Genomic DNA, 21,675 nt, shown 5'->3' with positions numbered 1-21,675 from the left:
ATGACCACCAGGACCACCCTCGGCTGGACGGCGGTCTGCCCTCTCGACCGGCTGGAACCGGATCGGGGTGTCGCCGCCCTGGTCGACGGCGTGCAGGTGGCTCTCTTCCACACCGTGGACGGGCTGTTCGCGATCGACAACCGCGACCCGGTCACCGGCGCGTACGTGCTGTCCCGGGGCATCGTGGGCAGCCGTGGCGGAGTGCCGACGGTCGCGTCGCCGCTGCACAAGCAGGTGTACGACCTGCGCACCGGGGAGTGCCTCGACCTGCCCGGGGTGACCGTGGCCCGGCACGACACGCGCTGCCACGACGGGATCGTCGAAGTGCGGTTGCGACGGGAGGACTGATGCGGGAAGAACTGGCCGGCTTCACCATCGGGGTGACCGCCGACCGGCGGCGCGACGAGTTGGCCGCGCTGCTCGAACGCCGGGGCGCACGCGTGGTGCTCGCCCCGGCGCTGCGGATCGTGCCGCTGTCCGACGACAGCGAACTGCGCGAAGCGACCCGCGCCTGCCTCGACCAGCCACCCGACATCCTGATGGCCAACACCGGCATCGGGATGCGTGGGTGGCTGGAGGCGGCCGAGGGCTGGGGGCTGGCCGAGCCGCTGCGTTCGGTGCTCGCCAGCTCGTACGTCGTCGCCCGGGGTCCCAAGGCGCGCGGCGCGATCCGTGCGGCCGGCCTGCACGACCAGTGGTCACCGGCGTCGGAGAGCTGCGACGAGGTGGTCGACCACCTGCGTCGGCGGGGGGTGGCCGGGCAGGTGATCGCCATGCAGTTGCACGGTGAGCGGCAGCCCGAGTGCACCCTCGCGCTGGAGGCGGCCGGCGCGACGGTGATCGAGGTGCCGGTCTACCGCTGGGCGCCACCGACGGACCCTGCTCCGCTGCACCGGCTGATCGACCTGATCGCCGGCCGGCTGGTGGACGCGGTGACATTCACCTCCGCGCCGGCGGTCGAGGCGCTGCTGCGGGCGGCCGGCGACCGTACCGACGCGGTGGTGTCCGCGTTCCGCACCGACGTGCTGGCTTGTTGCGTCGGCGCGGTGACCGCCGAGCCGTTGCTCCGGCTCGGGGTGCCGGTGAGCGCGCCCGGCCGCGCCCGGCTGGGTGCCCTGGTTCGCACCATCGTCGACGAGCTGCCCCGGCGGACCGTGACCTTCAAGGCCGGCGGCCACCTGCTCACGTTGCGCGGGCACGCCGCGGTGATCGACGGCGACTTGCGGCCCCTCGCTCCCGCGCCGATGGCCGTGCTGCGGGCGCTGGCGCAGTCCCCGGGCCGGGTGCTGTCGCGTACCGCCCTGCTGCGGACCCTGCCCCGGGGCGCGGACGAGCACGCCGTGGAGATGGCGGTGGCCCGGCTGCGTGCCGGTCTGCGCGCGCCCCGGGTGGTGCAGACCGTGGTGAAGCGCGGCTACCGGCTCCGGGTCGACTGAAACGCGCCACGGCCGGCTGTCGCCAGCCGGCCGTGGCCGTGGGTTCAGTCGGCGGTGACCGTGGATCCAGCCGGCCGTGACCGTGGGTTCAGCCGACCGGCGTGGGGAAGCCCCGGCCGTGCTCCGCCTGGAGGCGGAGCATGGCGTGCTCGACCACCGTCACCAGCACCTGCTTGACCGAGTCCCGCTGCCGGGCGTCGGTCATGACCAGCGGCACCTGCGGCGAGATGGCCAGCGCCTCGCGGATCTCCTCCAGCTCATACTGGGGAGCGCCGTCGAAGTTGTTCAGCGCCACCACGTACGGCAGGTTCCGGTTCTCGAAGTAGTCCAGCGGGGCGAACGCGTCCGTGATCCGACGGGTGTCCACCAGGACGGCGGCACCCACCGCCCCTCGGATGATCTCATCCCACATGAACCAGAAGCGGGTCTGACCCGGCGTACCGAACAGGTACAGGATCAGGTCCTGGGCCATGGTGATACGACCGAAGTCCATGGCGACCGTGGTGGTCTCCTTGCCGGGCACCTTGGACGGGTCGTCGATGCCGACACCGGCCGCGGTCATCACCGCCTCGGTCGTCAACGGCGTGATCTCGGAGATCGCGCCGACCAGGGTCGTCTTACCGACGCCGAAACCGCCCGCGACGACGATCTTCGCGGAGACGATTCCCCGGCTCGGCTGCCGCCCCCCAGCGGGGTCATAGCCTGCGAAGTCCACTTAGCACCCTTCCAAGCAGTTCCATCCGCTCCTCGAACCCCTCGGCGGGAGCAGCAGTGTGTAACGTCAGCAGGCTCTCGGCCACCATGTCGGCGACCAGCACCCGGGCGACGCCCAGCGGCATCCGGGTGTACGCGGCGATCTCCGCCAGCGACTGTGCACGGCCCTCGCAGACCGTGGCGATTCGGTGCTTGTCGTGCCCCGCGAAACGGGACTCGGCAACCTGGGTGGGAGAGGAGGTGAGGACCGCCTCGAGGGCGATGTCCTGCCGGGGCTCGGTACGACCACGGGTGACCGCGTACGGACGCACCAACGCGCCACGCGGGTCAACGCGTCGTTGGTCCATCCCCGATCACCTCCTCGTCTCCCGCGGAGCCGGTAGAGACCGCCTCCCCTCCCTGCTCCGGCGCGCGGTCCGCGCGCCGGACTGTGGCGCTACGAACGCACCGCGTCCCGGGGCAGCGGCACCAGCGCCGCGCCCACCCGTTCCACCAGCAGCGCCATCTCGTAGCCCACCTGGCCCACGTCACAGCTCCGCGCGGCCAGCACGGCCATCGACGAACCGTCGCTGATCGACATGAGGAACAGGTAACCGCTGTCCATCTCGATGACGGTCTGCAACACACCGCCCGCGCTGAACATCCGGGCCGCACCCTCGGTCAGGCTCACCACGCCGGAGGTGATCGCGGCGAGCTGGTCGGCCCGGTCCCCCGGCAGGTCCCGGGAGGACGCGAGCAGCAGCCCGTCGGCGGACACCGCCACCACGTGGGCGATACCGGCCACGCTGTCGGCGAAGTTGGTGAGCAGCCAACCCATGTCCTGCATGGCAGCTGGCCTGTTCATCGGCTCTCCTTGGTCGAGGTGCTGTTCAGGTCCGTACCAGCCGACCTACCGCGCTGCACGCCACGGTGGTAGGCCGACAACAGGCCGCGTACTTCGTCGGGGGTCCGCCGGCTGCGGTCCCGGCCACCCTTCGGTTCGATACCGCCCGGCACGAGCTGCGCCTGCGGCACCCGCTTCGGCAGACCCGAGCGGGTGGTGCCGGCGGGGGCCGGCTCGGCGGCCCGGCTGGCCAGCGTCCACCCCTCGTCGGCCGCCGTGCGCCAAGCGTCCGGGTCCGGGGCCGGCGGCGCGGCGGCCGGCGCGGGAGCCGCGACGGGGGCCGCCGGAGCGGCCGGCGCCGGGGCGTAGGACGGTGGTGGCGTCGGCGTCGAGGCGGTACGACCGCCGGCCTTCGCGGTGCCGAATCCGTCCATGCTTCCCATGCTCTGCGCTCCGGTGCCCTCGGAACTGCCCGGGGTCCGGGTGGGCAGCGGCGGTCGGGCCGGCGCTTTCGCGGCGCTCGACGGGCCACCGTTGGTGACCCGCGTGCCGGCGTCGGCCGGCGGGGGCGGCGTGTCGAACTGCGGCCGGGTGAAGATCGCGGTGGCGTCGTCGCCGTGCGACCGGAACCAGACCGCCTCCATCTCCCGGAAGATCGGCGCTTCGGCGGGGAACTCCGGCCGGTTGCTGACCGGCGCGGCCGGCGTCGGCGGCGCGACCGGCGCGGCGGGCTGCACGGGCGGGAGCGACGGCGTGGCGGGCTGCACGGGCGGGAGCGGCGGCGCGGGCGGCGCCGGCGGGGCGACCGCGCCCGGCCCGGCGACCGGACCGACCGGCAGCACCGACGCGCTCCGGGCGTCCGTGGTGTCGGCCGCCGCGCCCCGCCGGGGCAGCGCGTCGATGGTCGGGTACGCCACGGTGGGGCTACCCGCCGAAGTGCCGTTGCCGTTGCCGTACGACGGTCGCGCGGGCGGTGCCGGCGCGGCCGGCGCGGCGGCGGGCGGCACCGTCGGACGCGCACCGGTGTATCCGCCGGCCTGCACGGCCGGGGTGGTGTCCCGCGTGTCGAGTGGGGACTGCCACTGCGCGGGCGCCGGGGCGTTGCTCCGCCACTGGTCCGGCAGCGTGGCCGCCGTGGTGGTCGCGCCGGCGTACGACTCGGCGTGGCCGACCGGGGTGAGCGGCGTCTGCTCGACGGCCATCGGCTGACGGGGGCGGGTGAGCGCCTGCTCGCGTCCCCGGCTGCTGGGCAGGATCACGGTGGCGGCGGGCAGCGTCACCTGGGCGACCGTGCCGCCCTCGACGTTGCGGCGCAGCTCCACCCGGATGCCGTAGCGGGACGCGAGCCGGCTCACCACGGCCAGACCCATCAGCCGGAACGCGGCGACGTCCACGCTCGGCGGGGCGGCCAGCCGACGGTTGAGCGAGTCGAGCTGCTCGTCGGTGAGGCCGAGCCCGCGATCCTCGATCTGGATCAGCACGTAGTCGCGGATGCGGCGACCGTCGGCGACGACCGTCGTGTTCGGTGGCGAGAACCGGGTGGCGTTGTCGAGCAGTTCGGCGACGAGGCGTACGACGTCGTTGACCGCGTGCGCGGCCACCGAGATGTCGGTGTCGACGGTGCCGAACTCGATGCGGTTGTACAGCTCGACCTCGGACTGGGCGGCGCGCAGCACGTCGACGACGAGCGCGTCGTCGCGGCGCGGTACGGCCGAGTCCGCGCCGGCCAGGACCAGCAGGTTCTCGTCGTTGCGGCGCATTCGGGTGGCCAGGTGGTCCAACTCGAAGAGCTGGGCCAGCCGCTTCGGGTCCTCCTCGCCGCGCTCGATCGCGTCCAGCTCGCCGATCATCCGGTCGACCAGGGTCTGACTACGGCGGGCCAGGTTGAGGAACATCGCCGAGACGCTGGTGCGCAGCGCGGCCTGTTCGGCCGCGACCCGGACCGCCTCCCGGTGGACGACGTTGAAGGCCGACGCCACCTGACCGACCTCGTCGCGGCTGTTGAGCTGGATCGGATCCCGGACCTGCCGGACGATCTCGTCCACCCCGCCGTCGCCGACGCTGCCCATGTTCTGCAGTCGCTGCACGGCGTCCGGCAGGTCGTGGTTGGCCACCGAGAGCGCGCCCTCGCGCAGGCGGCGCAGCGAGTGGTTCAGCGACCGGGCCAGCACCACGGCCAGCGACACGGCGATGATCAGGGTGAGCAGCACCAGGATCGACTCGACCACGGCCTGCCGGATGACGTCCGAGCGTGCCTCGTCGGCCTGGTCGAGCAGCCGGTCCTGCAGTTGGATCTCGGCCCAACGCATCAGGTCGTTCACCGCGCCGATGGCCGCGGTGGCGTCCTGCGCGCTCACCAGAGCGCGCTGCCCGACGGACCGGGTGATGTCGGTGGCGACCCGGTCGGAGAGGCCGACGGCGTCACCGGAGACGGTGCTGTCGACCAGGGCCCGCTGCACGGGGTCGGCGGCGAGCGAGAAGGCGACGAGCGCCTCCTGCTGGCTGGTCAGTGTGGCCACGAAGGAGGAGAACTGCTCCGGGTCGAGCTGGCCGGCGGTCAGCGCGGTGAAGGCGACCGCCTCCTCCTCGGCGACGGACGCCTTGGCGCGGGCGAAGGCGGCGACGGCGCGGCGACTGTCCGCCAGGCTCTCGTCGCCGGGTAGCTGGGCCAGCCCGTCGCCGTAGCTGATCAGGTCGGTGAGGATGACGCCGTAGCGCAGGACCGCCTCGGCGACCGCCATCTGCCGGCGGTCCAGCACCTCCTGGCGGGTGCCGTCCAGGGTGGCCAGGTGGTCGTCGATCGCCGCCAGCCGGTCCCGCACCGCCGTCGGCACCTCGCCGATCCGGTCACGCTCGGCGCGGTACTCGTCCACCCGCTGCTGCGTCTGGCGTACCCGCAGGTTGTACGCGTCGGCCGGCTGCTGCGGAGTGGCCAGGTAGGCCGCCGCCGCCATCCGCTCGGCCTGCAGATCCTGGGTCAGCGCGCTGACGTCGATGGCGAGCGCGGTGAGCGACCGGGCCCGGGTGGCGTCGTAGGCGCCCTCGCCGATCGAGATGAGTCGGACGGTGGCGAGCGCGATCACCGCGGCCACCGGAACGACCAGGATCAGCGCCAGTTTGGACCGGATCCGGGCGTCCCGCAGCCTCGGCATGCGCCGGCGCGTACGCCCGGTATCGCCGCCGATCGCGGGCAGGGTCGTCGGTCCGGTGCTCACGACATCGCCTCCGTCGTTTCTTCCCCGCCTGACCCGCCGAGCCGTGCCGGGAGCGGAGGGGACCACGCGCGGCACGGCCGCGATTTCATCAGAGAAGATCGTGTTTGGGAAGCCGCAGTGAGGTAGGAAACGGTCGGACGGCGCGGAACCCTTGATCCGGTCAACTGATACCTTCATTTCCGCAAGCCCCTGATCAGGGCATGTAACTCCAGAGTGGTCACGCGTGTATGCAAAGTGAGGTTTTGCAAACATTGCGTTACCCCAGCATGTGGGATGACCGTCCCGAAAATGCAACCGGGGTCCGCGCTTGACCACAGCGCCGGCCATTGGCAAGGTTTTGCAGGCTTCGCGCACACACCGTACGGCAGAGGAGATCCCGTCCTCCACTGAGGACGGATTAGCGGCGGTGACCGGGCAGCGCCCGCGCCCGCACCTGGAGGACTGAGTTGAGCCCCATCCGCTCCGCGACCATCGCGGCGCTCGCATCGGCCCTCGTGGCCACCACGCTCACCGGCTGCCAGTTCGGCGAAGCGGAGCAGGACACGAGTCCGATCGTGATCGCCGCCGACCTCGAGCTCTCCGGTGCCGCGGCACCAATGGGCCGGGCATACCAGCGCGCGCTGGAACTCAAGAGAGACCAGTTGAACTCCTCCGGAGCACTGAACGGCCGGAAGATCGACCTTAGGATCAAGGACAACCGTTCCGACGCTGCCGAGTCACTGCGCAACATCGCGGACTTCAGCAGCGATTCCCGGGTCAGCGCGATCGTCATGGGCGGTTGTAGCGAATGCGCGGTCGGCGCGGTCGGCGTCATCAACGAGAAGCGGATTCCCACCATTGCGCTGGCCGCTTCCGGGGCGATCTCGAGCCCGGTCGCCGACCGGCGCTACGTGTTCAAGCTGGGCCCGAACGCGGCCGACAGCGCCTCGGCGCTCACCACCGAACTACGTCGCAAGAACGTCCGCAAGGTCGCCCTGCTCGCCAGTAACGACGACTACGGCCGCGAGGGCGTCCTCGCGCTGCGCCGCGAACTGGGCAAGACCACCATCAAGGTGGCCGGCGAGGAATCGGTGAAGACCACCGACACCGAGGTCGGCCAGCAGATCGGCAAGCTCGTCAAGCTCAAGCCCGACGCGCTGGTCGTCTGGACCCCGCCGGAGCAGGCCGCGCTCGCCGCGACCAGCGCCCAGCAGGCCGCGTTCCGCGGGTCGCTCTTCTTCGACGCGGGAGCGGCCGGCGACCTCTTCCTCGGCGCGGCGGCCCGGGCCACCGAGAAGGCCACGATGGTCTTCACCCAGACCATGGTCATCGACGACGTGATCGCCACCACGCCGGCGAAGGCGGCCCGGCGGCAGTGGTTCCAGGACTACACGGCCCGCTTCGGCGGCTACAACGGCTCGTCCTCCTTCGCCGCCGACGCGATCCAGCTGATCGCCGACGCCGAACTGCGGGCCGGCGGCCCGGCGGGGAAGGTCGACCGGGACGGCATCCGGGACGTGTTGGAGACGTCCCAGATCGACGGCCTCTCCGGCCCGATCCGCATGACGCCCGACAACCACTCGGGGCTCATGCCGCAGGCGCTCACCACGCTCGTCGCGCGCAACGGGCGCTGGCGGCTCGCGGGGTAACCCGCCAAGATCCACGCAACTTCGGTGATACTGCTGCCTCCGCCACTCGGGAAGCAGCAGTATCACCGAAGTTGTGACTGTTAGACGACCGTGCCGGGCTGCCCAAGATCTACCCTGGCCTCCCGCCTCACCGGGTCAGCGGCTGCTGGTGGTCTCTCGTACCCAGGGCAGCGCGATCCGCTCGACGAGCACGAGCGCGGAGTAGAGCAGGATGCTGACCAGCGCCACCAGCATGATCGCCGCCCAGGCGGTGGCGGTGTCGCCGACGCCCGCGTACTGGGTGATCACGTAGCCCAGGCCCTTCTCCCCGGCCTGGAACTCGCCGATCACCGCGCCAATGGCCGCCAGCGGCATGGCCACCTTGAGACCGACGAAGATCTGCGGCAGCGCCGCCGGGAACCGCACCTTGCGGAACGCCTGCCAACGGGAGGCGTTCCAGGACCGGACCAGCTCGGCCAGGTCGGCCGGCGTGGTGGTCAACCCCGTCGCGGTGGACAGCACGATGGGGAAGAAGCAGAGCAGGAACACCATGGTCAGGATCGGCTTCTGCCCCCAGCCCAGCGCCACCACCAGCAGCGGGCCCAGGGTGATCTTCGGCACGGCGTTCACCGCGACCAGCAGCGGCGTGAACATCCGCTCGACCGTGTGGGAGCTGGCCAGGGAGAGTCCGATCAGGACACCGGCGGCGGCCGACAGGACGAACCCGATCAGGATCTCCAGCAGGGTGGCCCAGGTGTGCTCCAGCATCTGGGCGGGCTTGTCGACGAACGCGCTGAGCACGTCCCCCGGCGGCGGCAGGGCGGCCGGGTGGACCAGCTCCAGCCGGGCGACCAGCCACCACACGGCCAGGGCGACCACGAGACCGGCCGCGGGCAGCAGCGCCGCCCCGGTCCCCGCCCGCAGGCCGGCGCCCCGACCCGCCCGACGCGCCTGGCGGCCGGCGCCCGAGGGTGCGGGCCCCGTCACCACCGGCTCGGCTGAGCGGACGTCGGTCATCTTGTCCTCCTCGTTGTTCGCCGGCCCGCAAGGGCCGACAGGATTCGCCGGCCCCGAGGGCCGACAAGCGACGGGGGTACGCCCCACCGGAGACCGGTGGAACGTACCCCCTGGTGACGACCGGACGATCAGGCCTTCGGCGCGAGGCTGAAGTCGATGATCTGCTCGGGGGTGATGTTCTGCTTGAGCGCGCCCGCGCCCTGCAGGATCGCGATGCTCTTCGCCACCCGGCCGCTGTCCAGCGTGCCGATCGCGGTGCCGGAGTTGCCGGAGCGCACGTACGCGGCCATCAGGTCCAGCTCGGCGGCGGCGGCCACCGGGTTGGCGGCGTCGACGTTCTTCTTCAGGATCTCGCCGGCCTCCTTGGAGTTCGCCAGGCTGTACTCGAGGCCCTTGAGCAGCGCTGCGGTGAACCGCTTCACCATCTCGGGCTTCTCCTTGGCGATCTTGCTGGAGGTGATCAGCACGTTGCCGTAGAGGTCCTGCATCACGTTGCTGTACGGCAGCATGACGGCCTTCTTCTTGGACACCGCCTCGATCGTCGGCTGACCGACGACGAACTGGCCGATGCCGTCCACCGAGCCGGAGGCCAGCGTGCCGATCAGCGCCTGCGCCTCACCGTTGACCCAGGTCACCTTGCTGGCGTCCACACCGGCGAGCCGGGCGTACGTCGGGAACAGGTTGCGCACCACGGAGCCGGGGGTGTCGGCGAGCTTCTTGCCCTCCAGGTCCTTGGGCGAGTTGATGTTCTTGCCCTCGACGGTGGCGATGCCCGCCATCGTGCGCTGCTGGATCGCGGCCACGGCGGTGAAGTCCTTCGCCTGACCGTTGCCGAGCTGGAGCAGACCACCGGTGAGGTCGATCGGCCCGAAGTCCGCCTGACCGCCGACGACCGTCTGGATCACGCCGCCGGTGCCCTGGCCGGCCTTGATCTCGACGTCGAAGCCGGCCTCCTTGAAGAAGCCCTTGTCCTTCGCCACCCAGGCGTAGGAGTCACGGCCGAAGTTGCCGAAGGAGGTGAGGTAGGTCACCTTCTCCAGTGCTCCGTCTTTGCCACCCTTGGCGTCGTCGGACGAGTCCGACCCGCTGCTGCAGGCGGAGACGAGGGCGAGGGCAGTGGCCAGCGCGGCCGTAGCGACCGTACGGGTCAGCCTTCTCATCAGTAGCACCATGTCCTTTCCGACCGGGGCCGCAGGCCACCGGAGGGGGTTGTCGCGGCGGTACCGGCGGGAGGGGCAAGCCGGGCACCGCCATCGTGAGGGGACTCTTCGCGGGCACAGCGTACGAGAAACCCACAGTTGCGACGCCAGGCGTACCGGGTTGCGGATCGGAAACAACCTGACGACGACCCCGGACGGTGCGACATGTCAACAGGGCGGCTAGCCTTTGTCGGATTCCTGACCGTCCACTCAGCGGAGGTCCGCCGCAGATGATCCGACTGTCCGGGGTGTCGCGTACCTTCGAAGGCCGGTCCGGCCAGGTCGAAGCCCTACGCGGCATCGACCTCGACGTCGCCGAGGGCGAGTTCGTCGCCGTCCTCGGGCGCTCGGGCTGCGGCAAGTCCACCCTGCTGCGGCTGATCGCCGGGCTGCTCCCGCTGACCTCCGGCGAGATCACTGTGGCCGGTACGCCGATCACGCGACCCCGCCGCGACATCGCCATGCTGTTCCAGAAGCCGGCGCTGCTGCCCTGGCGCAGCGTGCTGGACAACGTCCTGCTGCCGGTGGAGATCTTCGGCTGGAGTCGCGCCAAGCACCGCGAGCGGGCCCGGCAACTGCTCGACGTGGCCGGCCTGGCCGGGTTCGAGAAGCGGCTGCCGCACGAACTCTCCGGCGGCATGCAGCAGCGGGTGTCGCTGTGCCGGTCGCTGATCGGCGAACCCCGGGTGATGCTGATGGACGAGCCGTTCTCCGCGCTCGACGCGCTCACCCGCGAGGAGCTGTCCGGCGAACTCCAGCGCGTGCACATGGAGAACAAGCCCACCATCGTCTTCGTCACCCACTCGATCGACGAGGCGGTGCTGCTCGCCGACCGGGTGATCGTGCTGAGCCCCCGGCCCGGCCGGATCCGCAAGGTGGTCGAGGTGGCCATTCCCCGTCCACGCACCCTGGGCCGCAACGCCCACCTCGCCGACGTCGCCCGGGTCAGCGCCGACCTGCACGAACTGTTGATGGAACGCGACCAGCCGGCCACGGCCGGCGCGGAGGGACGATGACCATGCGGGTGTCGGTGTTCACCGAGCCGCACCGGGGTGCCGACTACGACACCCAGCTCCGGTTCGCCCGACTGGCCGAGGCCGGTGGCTTCGAGGGATTCCTGCGGGCCGACCACTACCAGTCGATGGGCGACGACCCGGGCCTGCCCGGCCCGACGGACGCCTGGCTGACCCTCGCCGCGCTGGCCCGGGAGACCGAACGGATCCGGCTCGGCACCCTGGTGACGTCGGCCACCTTCCGCCTGCCCGGCCCCCTCGCCGTGCTGGTCGCGCAGGTCGACCAGATGAGCGGCGGCCGGGTCGACCTCGGCATCGGCGCCGGCTGGTACCAGCGCGAGCACACGTCGTACGGCATCCCGTTCCCGGCCGTCGGCGAACGCTTCGACCGGCTGGCCGAGCAGCTTGAGGTGATCACCGGGCTGTGGTCCACCCCGGTGGGCGAGACGTACAGCTTCACCGGTGACCACTACCGGCTGGTGGACGCGCCCGCGCTGCCCAAGCCGGCGCAGGTGCCCGGTCCGCCGATCATCGTGGGCGGCCGCGGTCCCAAGCGGACCCCCGAGCTGGCCGCCCGGTACGCCGACGAGTTCAACATGCCGTTCAAGTCCGTGGCCGAGACCGCCGGGGCGTACGACCGCGTTCGGGAGGCGTGCGACCGTACCGGTCGGGCCGAGACCGGGCGAGCGCCGCTGGTGCTCTCCGCCGGCATCGTGGTGGCCATCGGGCGTACCGACGCGGAGGCCGCCCGACGGGCCGCGCCCCTGCACGAGAAGAGCGCGCTGCCGCCGGAGGACCCGGTGGTCGGCTCGCCGGCAGAGCTGGTGCAGCGGATCGGCGAGTTCGCCGAGATCGGCGCGAGCCGGGTGCACCTGCGCCTCACCGATCTCGACGACCTCGACCACCTCGAGCTGATCGCCGCCGAGGTGCTTCCCCAACTGGACGGTGGACGATGACCGACGTGATCGACGGCACCGAACTCGGGCCCGTGGGCCAGGAGGTCGTGTACGAGAACGACCGGGTCCGGGTCTGGCACATCCGGCTCGAACCGGGTGAGCGTCAGCCCCTGCACCGGCACGACCACCCCTACCTGGTGGTGGCGATCCAGGGCGCGAAGAACGTCGTGCAGACGATCGACGGGACCCGGATCGACGCCGACGAGCCCACCGGCGGTGTCGTCTATCGCGACCCCGGCGCGGTACACATGCTCACCAATGTCGGGGACACGACATACCTGGCCCGACTGGTCGAACTCAAGTAGACCCGCCCGGCGTGCCCCGGCGCGCCGCGCGGCGCGCCGGTGGCGATCGGGTGTACCAGGTGCGTAACGTGCCCGACATGGCCTATCGGACCTGGGGCAGACTGCTGCTCACGGCGCTCGGGGTGAGTGTGCTGGCCGGAGCCGGCCAACTCGGCGTCGCGTACGGCTTCGGCATCGTCCGGCTCACCGGCGCCTTCACCGGCTCGACGGTAAACCAGTGGCCGGCCCAGCTCGTCTGGGTGGGCTGGTTCGCCGCGAACGCCGCCGTGGCCGGCGCCGTCCTGACCGGACGACTGGCCCGCCGGGACACCCCGCCGGCCAGCACCGGCCGGCACCTCGCCATCGCTGGCGCTGCCGCGCTCGGCGCCACCGCCGTCGCCCCGCTCTGTATGCAGCCCGCCCGAGCCGCCGAGTTGATCTCGGTGGACCCGGTCTGGGCGGTCAGCATCTGCGCCATCCTCGGCGCGGTCATCGGAGCGGGCGCGGCCATCGCCGTACTGCTCCGGCCGGTGCTGGGCTGGAACATGGCGGCCGTTGCCGGGACGATCTGGCTGCTGGCGCTGGTCTCCGTTCTGCCGTCGCTCGGCACGTCCGGCCCGCTGCCCACGGTCCGACTCGGCGTACTCGAACCGAACTGGCTCAACGACGCGGCCGCGCAGCGCCTGGCGCTGCTCGTGCTGCCCCTGGTGGCGTTGCTCGCGGGCGCGGCGACCGCCGGACTGGCCCGGTGGCGCGGCCAGATACCGCTGATCAGCGCGGCGACCGGGGTGGCGGGTCCGGTGCTGGTGGCGTTCGCCTACCTGACCGCCGGCCCCGGCGACGCCGTCGACCGCTACCAGACGACCCCCTACTACGGCGCGCTGATCGCCGTCCTCGCCGGCGCCCTCGGGGCTGCGGCGGCCGCCCTGCTGCGCTGGCCCGTCGGCGTCCGCGCCGCCGACTCCGAGGCGATCGCGCCCACCGACATCCTGCGTCCGCTGCCCACCGGCCCGACGCTGCCGGGCGGTGACCAGGCGACGCCGGCGGACCAGGCCGAGGACCACCCCGGGCCCGCCGGCCGACAGCTGGTCGAGACGGCTGCGGGTCCGCGTGCCGGTGACGACACCACAGGTGTACGCACCGTCCCCGCCCACTGGGACTGGCCGTCTGCCACGGTGAGCGGCCAGCACGGCCCGGTCCCCGCCGACGCGACGCGCGCGGGCGAGAGCCCTCGACCCGCCGGCCCCCGCCAGCGGTCCGACGCCGCCGGGTCGGCAGCGGACGCCGCGACTCCGGACCCGTTCGCCACCGGCGCACGGCACGACCGCACACCGGCCCGCGCCTCCTGGCTGACCGACCCGACCGGCGAGTTCACCGCCGGGCGGCAGCCGTCGAGCCGCGACGAGGACGCGACCGGCGGTGCCGCCGACCCGGCCCGTACCGCTGCGACGTCCACCACGCCCGCGTCGGCAGCCGTCAGCCCGACGCCCACCACGCCCGCATCGGCAGCCGGCAGCCCGACGCCCGACGCGGGCGGCGACGGCGCGACAGACAGCGCGACGACCGGCTGGGACAAGCCGGGCAGCGACCGCACGACGATCAGCGCCACGCAAGCGCCGCCCGACATGGAAGCCCCGGTCGGCACGGACGGCTCCGGTGACACGAGCACTCCGCTTGCGGGCGCCACCGTCACTCCGGTCGCCCGTAGGGCGGGCACGCGGGCCGGGGGCGGCGCGGGCACGCCGAGCGCGGGCGACACCGGCGAGCCGGTCGCGACCAATTCCGGCACCCCGAGCACGCAGGGCACGAATCCGCAGGTCGTGGCCGATGCCGGCACGCCGAGCACAGGCCCGCAGGTCGTGGACGTGGCTGGGCCGAGCACGGGTCCACAGGTCGTGGAGGTCGCCGGCACCACGAGCACGGACAGCGCCGCCGACACGGACAGCGCCGCCGACGCGGGCAGCGCCGCCGACACGGACAGCACCGCCGACGTGTCCACGCCCAAGCCGCGTCGCTCGCGCAAGCCGAAGTCCGTACCGGCCGCCACCTCGACGACCGCCACCTCGACGACCGCGGCCGAGGACGGCACGGCGGCGGCCACCGGGACGAACACCAGCGCGACGTCAACCGCCGGAGCGGCGCCCACCGGTACGAGCACCGAAGCGACGACCGGCGGACGCGCCAAGCGGACGGCCCGCGCCGGCAAGGGCGCCGACGTGACAAGCGCCGACCAGCCGCTCGGCAAGGACGCGCCGCGCCCCTCCCCCGAGGGTGAAGGCGTCGAGCCCGGCGAAGCGGCACGGACCGCTGCAGCGGAACCCGACGCCCTGGTCGCCGAAGAGGGTGCGGTCCTGCCCGCCGACGGCTCCATCCCGGTCGCGGAGCCCGGGGCGGGCCGCCGCACCGGACCGGCGACGGCCGAGGGTGGCACCGGCGCTTCGCTGTTCGGCGAGCCGACTGCGGGCGACGCGGGGGCCGACCGGTGGACGCCGGCAGCGCCGGCCTGGTCGGCCACCCCGTCGTGGACCACGGCGTCGACCGACCCGGAACCGTCGACTGCGGATGCGGCCGCGAGCGCCGAGGAGTCGACCGACTGGACGCCCCGCTTCCGGCACCGGGCACCCCTGCCCGACCTGAGCCGGGTGCCCACCTGGGACGCCTTCGACACCACCCGCCGCGCCAGAGCATCGGATCAGAGCACCGGTACGCCGGACCAGAACACCAGCGCGGCCGAGGCCGGCACCGCCGGACCTGCTGTCAGCACGCCGGACCAGACCCCCGCCGGTACGACCGACCAGGCCAGGGCGATGGCCGCCCTGGCGAGGTCCATCGTGCCGCCGTCGATCACTCCGGTCGTACCGGAGCAGGGGGACGCGTCCACCACCGCCGGCAGGGCCGAGCCGGCGAACGACCCCGCGCGGACGTCCACGGACGACGGGCGGTCCTCCCGGCGAGGGCGGCTCGGCGGGCTGTTCCGGCGTAACCGGGTGCGGGCCGACGAGGAGAGCCGGCCCGCGCCCGATGCGGCGGAGCCGCTGCCCTCGCAGGACGAGGAGTTCGTCGACTGGGTCGCCGGCCTGAGCAAGCCGGTCACCGACAACGAGCCCGAGCAGGAGAGCGGCCGTCGCTCGCTGCGCTCCACCGGCCGCCACCACCGCGACTGAACCGACCGACCCCGGGTTCCGTGAATTCGGGCCTTCCTGCCGGCCAGGACGCCCCGACTTCCCGGAACCCGGGGTCGACCGCGCCAAACCGTCAGGCCAGGGGCAGGTAGACCTTCCCGCCGCCGGAGACGAACTCCTCCGACTTGTCCTTCATGCCGCGGGCGGCGTACTCCTTCAGCTCCTGGGTGATCTTCATGGAGCAGAACTTCGGGCCGCACATCGAGCAGAAGTGGGCGGTCTTCGCGGGCTCGGCCGGCAGCGTCGCGTCGTGGTACGAGCGCGCGGTCTCCGGGTCCAGCGAGAGGTTGAACTGGTCCTCCCAGCGGAACTCGAACCGTGCCTTCGACAGCGCGTCGTCCCACGCCTGCGCGCCGGGGTGCCCCTTGGCCAGGTCGGCAGCATGGGCGGCGATCTTGTACGCGATCACGCCGGCCTTCACGTCGTCCCGGTCCGGCAGGCCGAGGTGCTCCTTCGGGGTGACGTAGCAGAGCATGGCGGTCCCGAACATGCCGATCATCGCCGCGCCGATCGCCGAGGTGATGTGGTCGTACGCGGGCGCGATGTCGGTGGTCAGTGGACCGAGCGTGTAGAAGGGCGCCTCGTGGCACCACTCCTGCTGGAGGTCCACGTTCTCCTTGATCTTGTGCATGGGCACGTGACCCGGGCCCTCGATCATCACCTGCACGTCGTGCTCCCAGGCGACCTTCGTCAGCTCACCGAGGGTGCGTAGCTCGGCGAACTGCGCCTCGTCGTTGGCGTCCGCGATCGAACCGGGCCGCAGCCCGTCACCGAGCGAGAACGTCACGTCGTAGCGCGCGAGGATCGCGCACAGCTCCGCGAAGTTGGTGTACAGGAAGTTCTCCTCGTGGTGCGCCAGGCACCAGGCCGCCATGATCGAGCCGCCCCGGGAGACGATCCCGGTCACCCGGTCCACGGCCAGCGGCACGTACGGCAGCAGCACCCCGGCGTGCACCGTCATGTAGTCCACGCCCTGCTCGGCCTGCTCGATGACGGTCTCGGCGAACACCTCCCAGCTCAACTTCACCGGGTCGCCGCCGACCTTCTCCAACGCCTGATAGATCGGCACCGTCCCGATCGGCACCGGGGAGTTGCGCACGATCGCCTCACGGGTCTCGTGGATCCGCTTGCCCGTGGACAGGTCCATCACGGTGTCCGCGCCCCACCGGGTCGCCCAGGTCAGCTTCTCCACCTCCTCGGCTACCGACGAGCTGACCGCCGACGTGCCGATGTTGGCGTTCACCTTGACCAGGAACGCCTTACCGATGATCGCCGGCTCGCACTCCGGGTGGTTCACGTTCAGCGGCAGCACCGCCCGACCGGCGGCGATCTCGGTCCGGACCAGCTCCGGGTCGACGTTCTCCCGGATCGCCACGAACTCCATCTCCGGCGTCACCACACCCGCCCGCGCGTACGCGAACTGCGTGGGCCGACGACCCTCCGCGCCGGCCAGCGGCGTGCCCGCGCCCCGCACGGGGGCCACGTCACCGCGCTCGGCGATCCACGGACCACGCAGCGCCGGCAACCCCACCGCCGGGTCCGACCCCGGGCCGGACGTGTCGTAGAGCCGTACCGGCGGATGGTCACCGGTCAGCGTCACCTCCGCGAACGGCACCCGCACATCCGGCCGCGACCCCTCGACGTACACCTTGCCTCGTGCCTGCATGACAACCTCCCTGGTGATCAGGCGGACCAGCCGAAGTGATCCAGCGGCCCGCGCCCCGTGCCCAGCTCCCAGCCCCGCCCGCCGGTCAGCGCGCGGAACACGTACTCCTTGGCGACCTGCACCGCCGCCGGCACCGGATCCCCCAGCGCCAGCCGCACGGCGACGGCCGCCGAGAACGAACAGCCGGTGCCGTGGGTGTGCCGGGTGTCCACCCGGGGACCGCGCAGCAGAGTGGTGACGCCAGCGCCGCACAGCACGTCGACCGCCTCGTCCCCAGCGACGTCGCCGCCGGTGACCACCACGTACTCCGGGCCGCCGGCCGCAAGCGCCTCGGCGGCCACGACCATCCCCGCCACGTCGTCCACGCCACGTCCGGTGATGGCCGCGGCCTCCGCGCAGTTCGGCGTCGCCACCCGGGCGTACGGAAGCAGCCGCTCCACCGCGCCCACCACGCCCAGCCGGTGACCGCTCGTCGCGACCAGCACCGGATCGACGACGAGCTGGGGCAACCGACCGTCCCGGGCCGCCTGAGCCACCACGTCGGCGACGGCCGGGGTGCCGAGCATCCCCGTCTTGACCGCGCCCACGGTGAAGTCGGCGAGCACGCTGTCCAACTGCTCCGCGACCGTGCGCGGTGGCAACGGCAGGACGGCGTCGACACCCCGGGTGTTCTGCGCGGTGACCGCCGTGAGGACACTCGTGCCGTACGCGCCGAGCGCCGCGAAGACCTTGAGGTCCGCCTGGATGCCCGCGCCACCGCCGGAGTCGGAGCCGGCGATGGTTAGCGTGGTTTTCGGGGTCACTGGCTTTCCTTCGTGGTCGCGGTTTGGGGCGGCGGCCGACCGTGCCCACTCCGGGCGGTCAGGCTTGATCCCTGCGTGGGCACGGTCGGCCGCAGCCCTGACCGGGGGACCTCCGTGCGCCCGTGCCGGCCTTTTAGGACCTTCTGGGTGACCGCCTCTTCGAAGGCGCTGGTCAGGTTTGCCGCTGCCTCTTCGGGGTTTCTTGCGCGCATGAGTGCGCCGAGTACTGCCACTCCGGCGGCTCCTGCCTGCACGCAGGCGGTTACCTGTTCCGGGGTTTCGATGCCACCCAGCGCCAACAGGGGCACCGGGCTGATCTCGATCAGCTTTCGCAGGCCCGTTGCTTGTAGGGGTGGGCCGTAGCCGGGTTTGGTGGTGGTGGGCCAGATCGGGGAGAGGGTGGCGTAGTGCTCGGTGGTGAGGCGGTTCAGTTCGGTCTCGTTGTGGCAGGAGCGGCCGACCAGACCGTGGCGTGGCGGCGGGTACGGGCCGGCGGCCGGCAGGTGGACGACGTCGCCGCCCAGCGGGTCGGGGCCGGCCACGATGAGGGTCCCGCCGGCGTCGGCGAGGATCGCGCGTAGCTCGACGGCGAGGGCGGCGCGCTCGGCGCGGGGCAGGTCCTTCTCCCGCAGCACGACCCAGCGCACTCCCCCGGCGACCGCCCCCGCCACGACCCGTTCGAGACCGCTCCTGGCGACCAGCCGATCGGTCAACAGGACCACCCCGGCCGGCGGCGACCCCGTCACAGGTTCGGTCTTCCCTCGTCGGGGGTGGACGCGAGGGCGTGGAAGCGCCGGGCGATCCGGCCCGCGCCCGCCGCCAGGCGGCCGGCCTCGACGGCGTACCGCATCGCCGTCGCCATCGCCACCGGGTCGGCGGCCCGGGTGACCGCGCTGGCCAGCAGGACGGCGTCGCAGCCCAGCTCCATGGCGAGCGCCGCGTCGGAGGCGGTGCCGATGCCGGCGTCGAGGATCACCGGCACGTCCACGCTCTGCCGGATCAGCCGGATGTGGTGCGGGTTGCCGATGCCGAGTCCCGAGCCGATCGGCGCCCCGGCGGGCATCACCGCGGCGCAGCCCACGTCGGCGAGGCGGCGGGCGAGCACCGGGTCGTCGCTGGTGTACGGCAGCACCGTGAAACCGTCGGCGACGAGTTCCTCGGCGGCGCGGAGCAGCTCCACCCCGTCGGGCAGCAGCGTCCGCTCGTCGCCGATCACCTCCAGCTTCACCCAGTCGGTATCGAACGCGTCGCGCGCCAGCCGGGCCACCTTCACCGCCTCGGCCGCGGTGTGGCAGCCGGCCGTGTTCGGCAGCAGCCGTACGCCGCACCGGTCCAGCAGGTCCAGCAGCCCGCCTCCGGTGCCCGGGGCGGTGTCCACCCGGCGCAGTGCCAGCGTGACGAGTTCCGTGCCGGACGCCCGGATCGCCTGCTCCAGCACGTGCAGGTTCGCGGCCCCGCCGGTGCCGAGGATCAACCGCGAGCCGAACGTCTCCCCACCCAGTTCGAACGGCACGCCGCTCACCCGCCCTGCGCGGCGGTGAGCACCTCGACCTGGTCGCCGTCGCGCAGCTCCGTGGCCGGCCAGCCGGCCCGGGGCACCACCTCGCCGTTGACCGCGACCGCGACGCCACGCTGGTGCGGCGCGACGTCTTGGACCAGGTCGGCCACCGACACACCGCCGGGGACGCTGCGCCCGGCTCCGTTCACCGTCAGCTCCATCACTCCTCCTCGAAACTGCTTCTCGGGCCGGCGAACCGGTCGGCGCCGAAGCCGGTGAGCAGCGGGTCGGGCGTTCCGGTGAGCACCAGTTCGGTGATCGCCTCGGCGGTGACCGGGGTCAGGACGATGCCGTGCCGGTGGTGCCCGGTGGCGGCCAGCACGTCCGGCCGGCCGGGCAGCGGCCCGAGGATCGGCGCGTTGTCCGGGGTACCGGGCCGCAGCCCGGCGACGGCCTCCACCAGGTCGTACTCGGTCAGTTCGGGCAGCAGGTCGACCCCGGCGCGCAGCAGCCGCTGCACCGCGCCGGCGGTGACGGTGGTGTCCGACCGCTCCTCGACCGTCGCGCCGAGCACCACCTCGCCGTCGGCGCGGGGCACCAGGTAGACGTGCTCGCCGTCGGCGTACCCCCGGATCACGTGCCGGAAGCCCGGCGCGACGCCGCCGGGCGCGCGCAGCCGGAGGATCTGGCCCTTCACCGGCCGAACCGGCAGGCCGGTGAGGGCGGCGGCGCCGCAACCGGCCGCGACCACCGTGACTCCGGCCTCCACCTCGGACAATCGCCGGACCGGCCGCGGCACGAACGCCGCGCCGGCCCGCCGCGCGGCCGTGCGCAGCGCCGGCACCAGCCGCCGGGGATCGACCTGGTGGTCGGTGGGCGCGAACGCGCCGCCGCGAACCCGGGGCGCGAGCGCCGGCTCGCGGTCGCGCAGCTCAGTGGGGCGCAGCGCCGTCACCGGCAGATCCAGACCCTGTTGGTACGCCCACAGCCGGCGGGCCTCGGCCAGGTCGTCGCCGGTCAGCCCGACCATCAGGGTGCCCTCGGTCCGGTAGCCGATCGTGGCGTCGCTGGCGTCGGTCAGTTCGGCGGCGAACGCGGGCCAACGCGCGGCGGAGGCCACCAGCAGCTCGGTCAGTCGCCGTTCCCCGAAGTACGCCTCGGCGACCGGGGAGAGCATCCCGGCGGCGACGGCCGACGCCCCCGACCCGGGCGTCGGGTCGTGCACCTCGACGCGCAGGCCACGGGTGGCACAGCGCCACGCGATCGCCAGCCCGATCGGGCCCGCGCCCACCACCGCCACGTCGGCGCGGGTCACGCCAGCGCCCGCAGCAGGTCGGTGGTAGCCCGTCCCGGATCGGCGGCCGAGGAGACCGCCCCGACCACGGCCACCCCGTACGCCCCGGCGGCGCGCAGCGCCGGCACCCGGTCGGCGGTCACTCCCCCGATCGCGATGACCGGCACGTCGACGGCGTCGACGACGTCGCGTACCCCGACTGCCCCGATGGGGTCGGGCAGGCCGGACTTGGTGCTGGTGGCGTGGCACGGGCCGACGCCGAGGTAGGTGGCCCCGGCGACGACCGCCTCGACCGCGCCGCGCGGCTCGCGGGCGGTGACGCCCAGCACGCCGGTGGGGCCGAGCACGTGCCGGGCCGCGGCGACCGGCAGGTCGTCGGCGCCGACGTGTCCACCGGCGGCGTCGACCGCCAGCGCCACGTGCAGTCGGTCGTTGATCAGGCACGTCGCCCCGTACGGCGCGCACAGCGCGAGCACCCGGGCGGCCAGGTCGTACGCCTCGCGGTCGGTGGCGGAGTCCTGGACCCGGACCTGCACGACGAGGTCGGCGTGGGCCGCCGCGAGGGCGGCCCGGACCACGGTGAGGGGATCGCGCCCGGGTCGGGTGTCGGTGATCAGATGCAGTCGTCCAAGGGACGGCACGGCAACGCTCCTCCCTGCGCCGGCATTACCCGGATCAGGTTCGACGGTCGGGGGCTGTCAGCCCCCCTCTCAGCCCGGTACACCGGGCTCCCGTGGGTTACTTGCGTGTCACCGTACGACAGTTCGGCCTCCGCTGCCAAGGGTGGGTCATCGACCCGAGGCGGCGTATCGATCGGGGTGCTTTCTCCTGTCCTGTTCGGAATGTCGCCCGCCGTTGCAGAACCGTTACCCGCCGGCATCTTGCCGGACATCGATGCAGCAGAACTAATTTGTTCAGCGATTCGACAAAATGCCGGCGTGGACGCCCTGGCACGGCGTCCCCACCGG

20 protein-coding genes and 1 riboswitch are annotated in these 21,675 nt (G+C 72.8%); of the genes, 7 read left to right on the top strand and 13 right to left on the bottom strand.

The genetic code is table 11. The features are described from left to right. On the top strand, nucleotides 1-348 hold the full coding sequence (gene nirD, locus AB0B55_RS25965; protein ID WP_357174506.1) for a nitrite reductase small subunit NirD: 348 nt from the start codon (nucleotides 1-3) through the stop codon (nucleotides 346-348). After that, nucleotides 348-1,436 carry a uroporphyrinogen-III synthase gene (locus tag AB0B55_RS25960; protein WP_355050730.1) on the top strand — a complete coding sequence of 363 codons (1,089 nt, stop codon included), beginning with the start codon at nucleotides 348-350 and terminating at the stop codon, nucleotides 1,434-1,436. Before nirD ends, AB0B55_RS25960 begins: the two co-directional genes overlap by 1 nt. 88 nt (nucleotides 1,437-1,524) lie before the next feature. On the opposite strand, the gene AB0B55_RS25955 is transcribed toward AB0B55_RS25960, so the two are convergent. The 4 genes from AB0B55_RS25955 to AB0B55_RS25940 all read right to left on the bottom strand — a co-directional run bounded on the left by AB0B55_RS25955 (nucleotide 1,525) and on the right by AB0B55_RS25940 (nucleotide 6,188). After that, a complete protein-coding gene (locus AB0B55_RS25955; RefSeq protein ID WP_357126437.1) occupies nucleotides 1,525-2,151 on the bottom strand; it encodes an ATP/GTP-binding protein in 627 nt (208 codons plus the stop codon). Beyond that, complete coding sequence (locus AB0B55_RS25950) at nucleotides 2,132-2,497, bottom strand: DUF742 domain-containing protein (RefSeq protein WP_282305307.1); 366 nt, start codon at nucleotides 2,495-2,497, stop codon at nucleotides 2,132-2,134. Before AB0B55_RS25950 ends, AB0B55_RS25955 begins: the two co-directional genes overlap by 20 nt. An 89-nt stretch (nucleotides 2,498-2,586) precedes the next feature. Further along, complete coding sequence (locus AB0B55_RS25945; RefSeq protein WP_007465177.1) at nucleotides 2,587-2,994, bottom strand: roadblock/LC7 domain-containing protein; 408 nt, start codon at nucleotides 2,992-2,994, stop codon at nucleotides 2,587-2,589. Beyond that, on the bottom strand, nucleotides 2,991-6,188 hold the full coding sequence (locus tag AB0B55_RS25940; protein ID WP_357126441.1) for a sensor histidine kinase: 3,198 nt from the start codon (nucleotides 6,186-6,188) through the stop codon (nucleotides 2,991-2,993). The genes AB0B55_RS25945 and AB0B55_RS25940 overlap by 4 nt, the downstream gene beginning before the upstream one ends. Before the next feature lie 446 nt (nucleotides 6,189-6,634). Here AB0B55_RS25940 and AB0B55_RS25935 point away from each other — a divergent pair, with 446 nt between their 5' ends. Then, the gene (locus tag AB0B55_RS25935) at nucleotides 6,635-7,816 is read left to right on the top strand and encodes an ABC transporter substrate-binding protein (protein ID WP_357126444.1); all 1,182 of its coding nucleotides are present in this window, start codon (nucleotides 6,635-6,637) and stop codon (nucleotides 7,814-7,816) included. A 135-nt stretch (nucleotides 7,817-7,951) separates the two neighbouring features. Here AB0B55_RS25935 and AB0B55_RS25930 read toward each other — a convergent pair whose 3' ends face one another. Together AB0B55_RS25930 and AB0B55_RS25925 are read right to left on the bottom strand one after the other, a co-directional pair. After that, a complete protein-coding gene (locus tag AB0B55_RS25930; protein WP_357174385.1) occupies nucleotides 7,952-8,812 on the bottom strand; it encodes an ABC transporter permease in 861 nt (286 codons plus the stop codon). A gap of 128 nt (nucleotides 8,813-8,940) precedes the next feature. After that, on the bottom strand, nucleotides 8,941-9,972 hold the full coding sequence (locus AB0B55_RS25925; RefSeq protein ID WP_355050735.1) for an ABC transporter substrate-binding protein: 1,032 nt from the start codon (nucleotides 9,970-9,972) through the stop codon (nucleotides 8,941-8,943). Nucleotides 9,973-10,241: 269 nt separating this feature from the next. Here AB0B55_RS25925 and AB0B55_RS25920 point away from each other — a divergent pair, with 269 nt between their 5' ends. The 4 genes from AB0B55_RS25920 to AB0B55_RS25905 all read left to right on the top strand — a co-directional run bounded on the left by AB0B55_RS25920 (nucleotide 10,242) and on the right by AB0B55_RS25905 (nucleotide 15,428). After that, complete coding sequence (locus AB0B55_RS25920) at nucleotides 10,242-11,027, top strand: ABC transporter ATP-binding protein (RefSeq protein ID WP_357126451.1); 786 nt, start codon at nucleotides 10,242-10,244, stop codon at nucleotides 11,025-11,027. Nucleotides 11,028-11,029: 2 nt separating this feature from the next. After that, nucleotides 11,030-11,980 (top strand): LLM class F420-dependent oxidoreductase, encoded by a 951-nt coding sequence (locus AB0B55_RS25915; protein WP_357126598.1) that lies wholly within the window; start codon nucleotides 11,030-11,032, stop codon nucleotides 11,978-11,980. Beyond that, a complete protein-coding gene (locus AB0B55_RS25910) occupies nucleotides 11,977-12,285 on the top strand; it encodes a cupin (protein WP_355050737.1) in 309 nt (102 codons plus the stop codon). Before AB0B55_RS25915 ends, AB0B55_RS25910 begins: the two co-directional genes overlap by 4 nt. 77 nt (nucleotides 12,286-12,362) lie before the next feature. Then, nucleotides 12,363-15,428 (top strand): hypothetical protein, encoded by a 3,066-nt coding sequence (locus AB0B55_RS25905; RefSeq protein ID WP_357174382.1) that lies wholly within the window; start codon nucleotides 12,363-12,365, stop codon nucleotides 15,426-15,428. Nucleotides 15,429-15,519: 91 nt separating this feature from the next. Here the strand turns inward: AB0B55_RS25905 and thiC are convergent, their stop codons facing one another. From thiC to thiE, 7 genes are all read right to left on the bottom strand, one after another. After that, nucleotides 15,520-17,112 (bottom strand): phosphomethylpyrimidine synthase ThiC, encoded by a 1,593-nt coding sequence (gene thiC, locus AB0B55_RS25900; protein ID WP_357126457.1) that lies wholly within the window; start codon nucleotides 17,110-17,112, stop codon nucleotides 15,520-15,522. 17 nt (nucleotides 17,113-17,129) lie between these two features. Next, nucleotides 17,130-17,915 (bottom strand): bifunctional hydroxymethylpyrimidine kinase/phosphomethylpyrimidine kinase, encoded by a 786-nt coding sequence (gene thiD / locus AB0B55_RS25895; RefSeq protein WP_357126460.1) that lies wholly within the window; start codon nucleotides 17,913-17,915, stop codon nucleotides 17,130-17,132. Further along, nucleotides 17,912-18,661, bottom strand: coding sequence for a thiamine phosphate synthase (locus AB0B55_RS25890; RefSeq protein ID WP_357126463.1), 750 nt, complete (start codon nucleotides 18,659-18,661; stop codon nucleotides 17,912-17,914). Before AB0B55_RS25890 ends, thiD begins: the two co-directional genes overlap by 4 nt. Continuing rightward, complete coding sequence (locus tag AB0B55_RS25885) at nucleotides 18,658-19,437, bottom strand: thiazole synthase (protein WP_357174379.1); 780 nt, start codon at nucleotides 19,435-19,437, stop codon at nucleotides 18,658-18,660. Before AB0B55_RS25885 ends, AB0B55_RS25890 begins: the two co-directional genes overlap by 4 nt. Beyond that, the gene (gene thiS, locus AB0B55_RS25880; protein WP_357126469.1) at nucleotides 19,434-19,634 is read right to left on the bottom strand and encodes a sulfur carrier protein ThiS; all 201 of its coding nucleotides are present in this window, start codon (nucleotides 19,632-19,634) and stop codon (nucleotides 19,434-19,436) included. Before thiS ends, AB0B55_RS25885 begins: the two co-directional genes overlap by 4 nt. After that, nucleotides 19,634-20,728 carry a glycine oxidase ThiO gene (thiO, locus tag AB0B55_RS25875; RefSeq protein ID WP_357174376.1) on the bottom strand — a complete coding sequence of 365 codons (1,095 nt, stop codon included), beginning with the start codon at nucleotides 20,726-20,728 and terminating at the stop codon, nucleotides 19,634-19,636. Before thiO ends, thiS begins: the two co-directional genes overlap by 1 nt. Further along, nucleotides 20,725-21,348 carry a thiamine phosphate synthase gene (gene thiE / locus AB0B55_RS25870; protein ID WP_357126475.1) on the bottom strand — a complete coding sequence of 208 codons (624 nt, stop codon included), beginning with the start codon at nucleotides 21,346-21,348 and terminating at the stop codon, nucleotides 20,725-20,727. Before thiE ends, thiO begins: the two co-directional genes overlap by 4 nt. Continuing rightward, nucleotides 21,343-21,452: riboswitch (TPP riboswitch) on the bottom strand. It overlaps the preceding gene by 6 nt. Nucleotides 21,453-21,675: the final 223 nt, after the last annotated feature.

The sequence above is a fragment of the Micromonospora sp. NPDC049107 genome (genome assembly GCF_040648595.1).
In the GTDB taxonomy this organism is placed as follows: domain Bacteria; phylum Actinomycetota; class Actinomycetes; order Mycobacteriales; family Micromonosporaceae; genus Micromonospora.
Note: the sequence above shows the minus strand (reverse complement) of the source record. Positions and strands in the feature narration are given on the sequence as shown.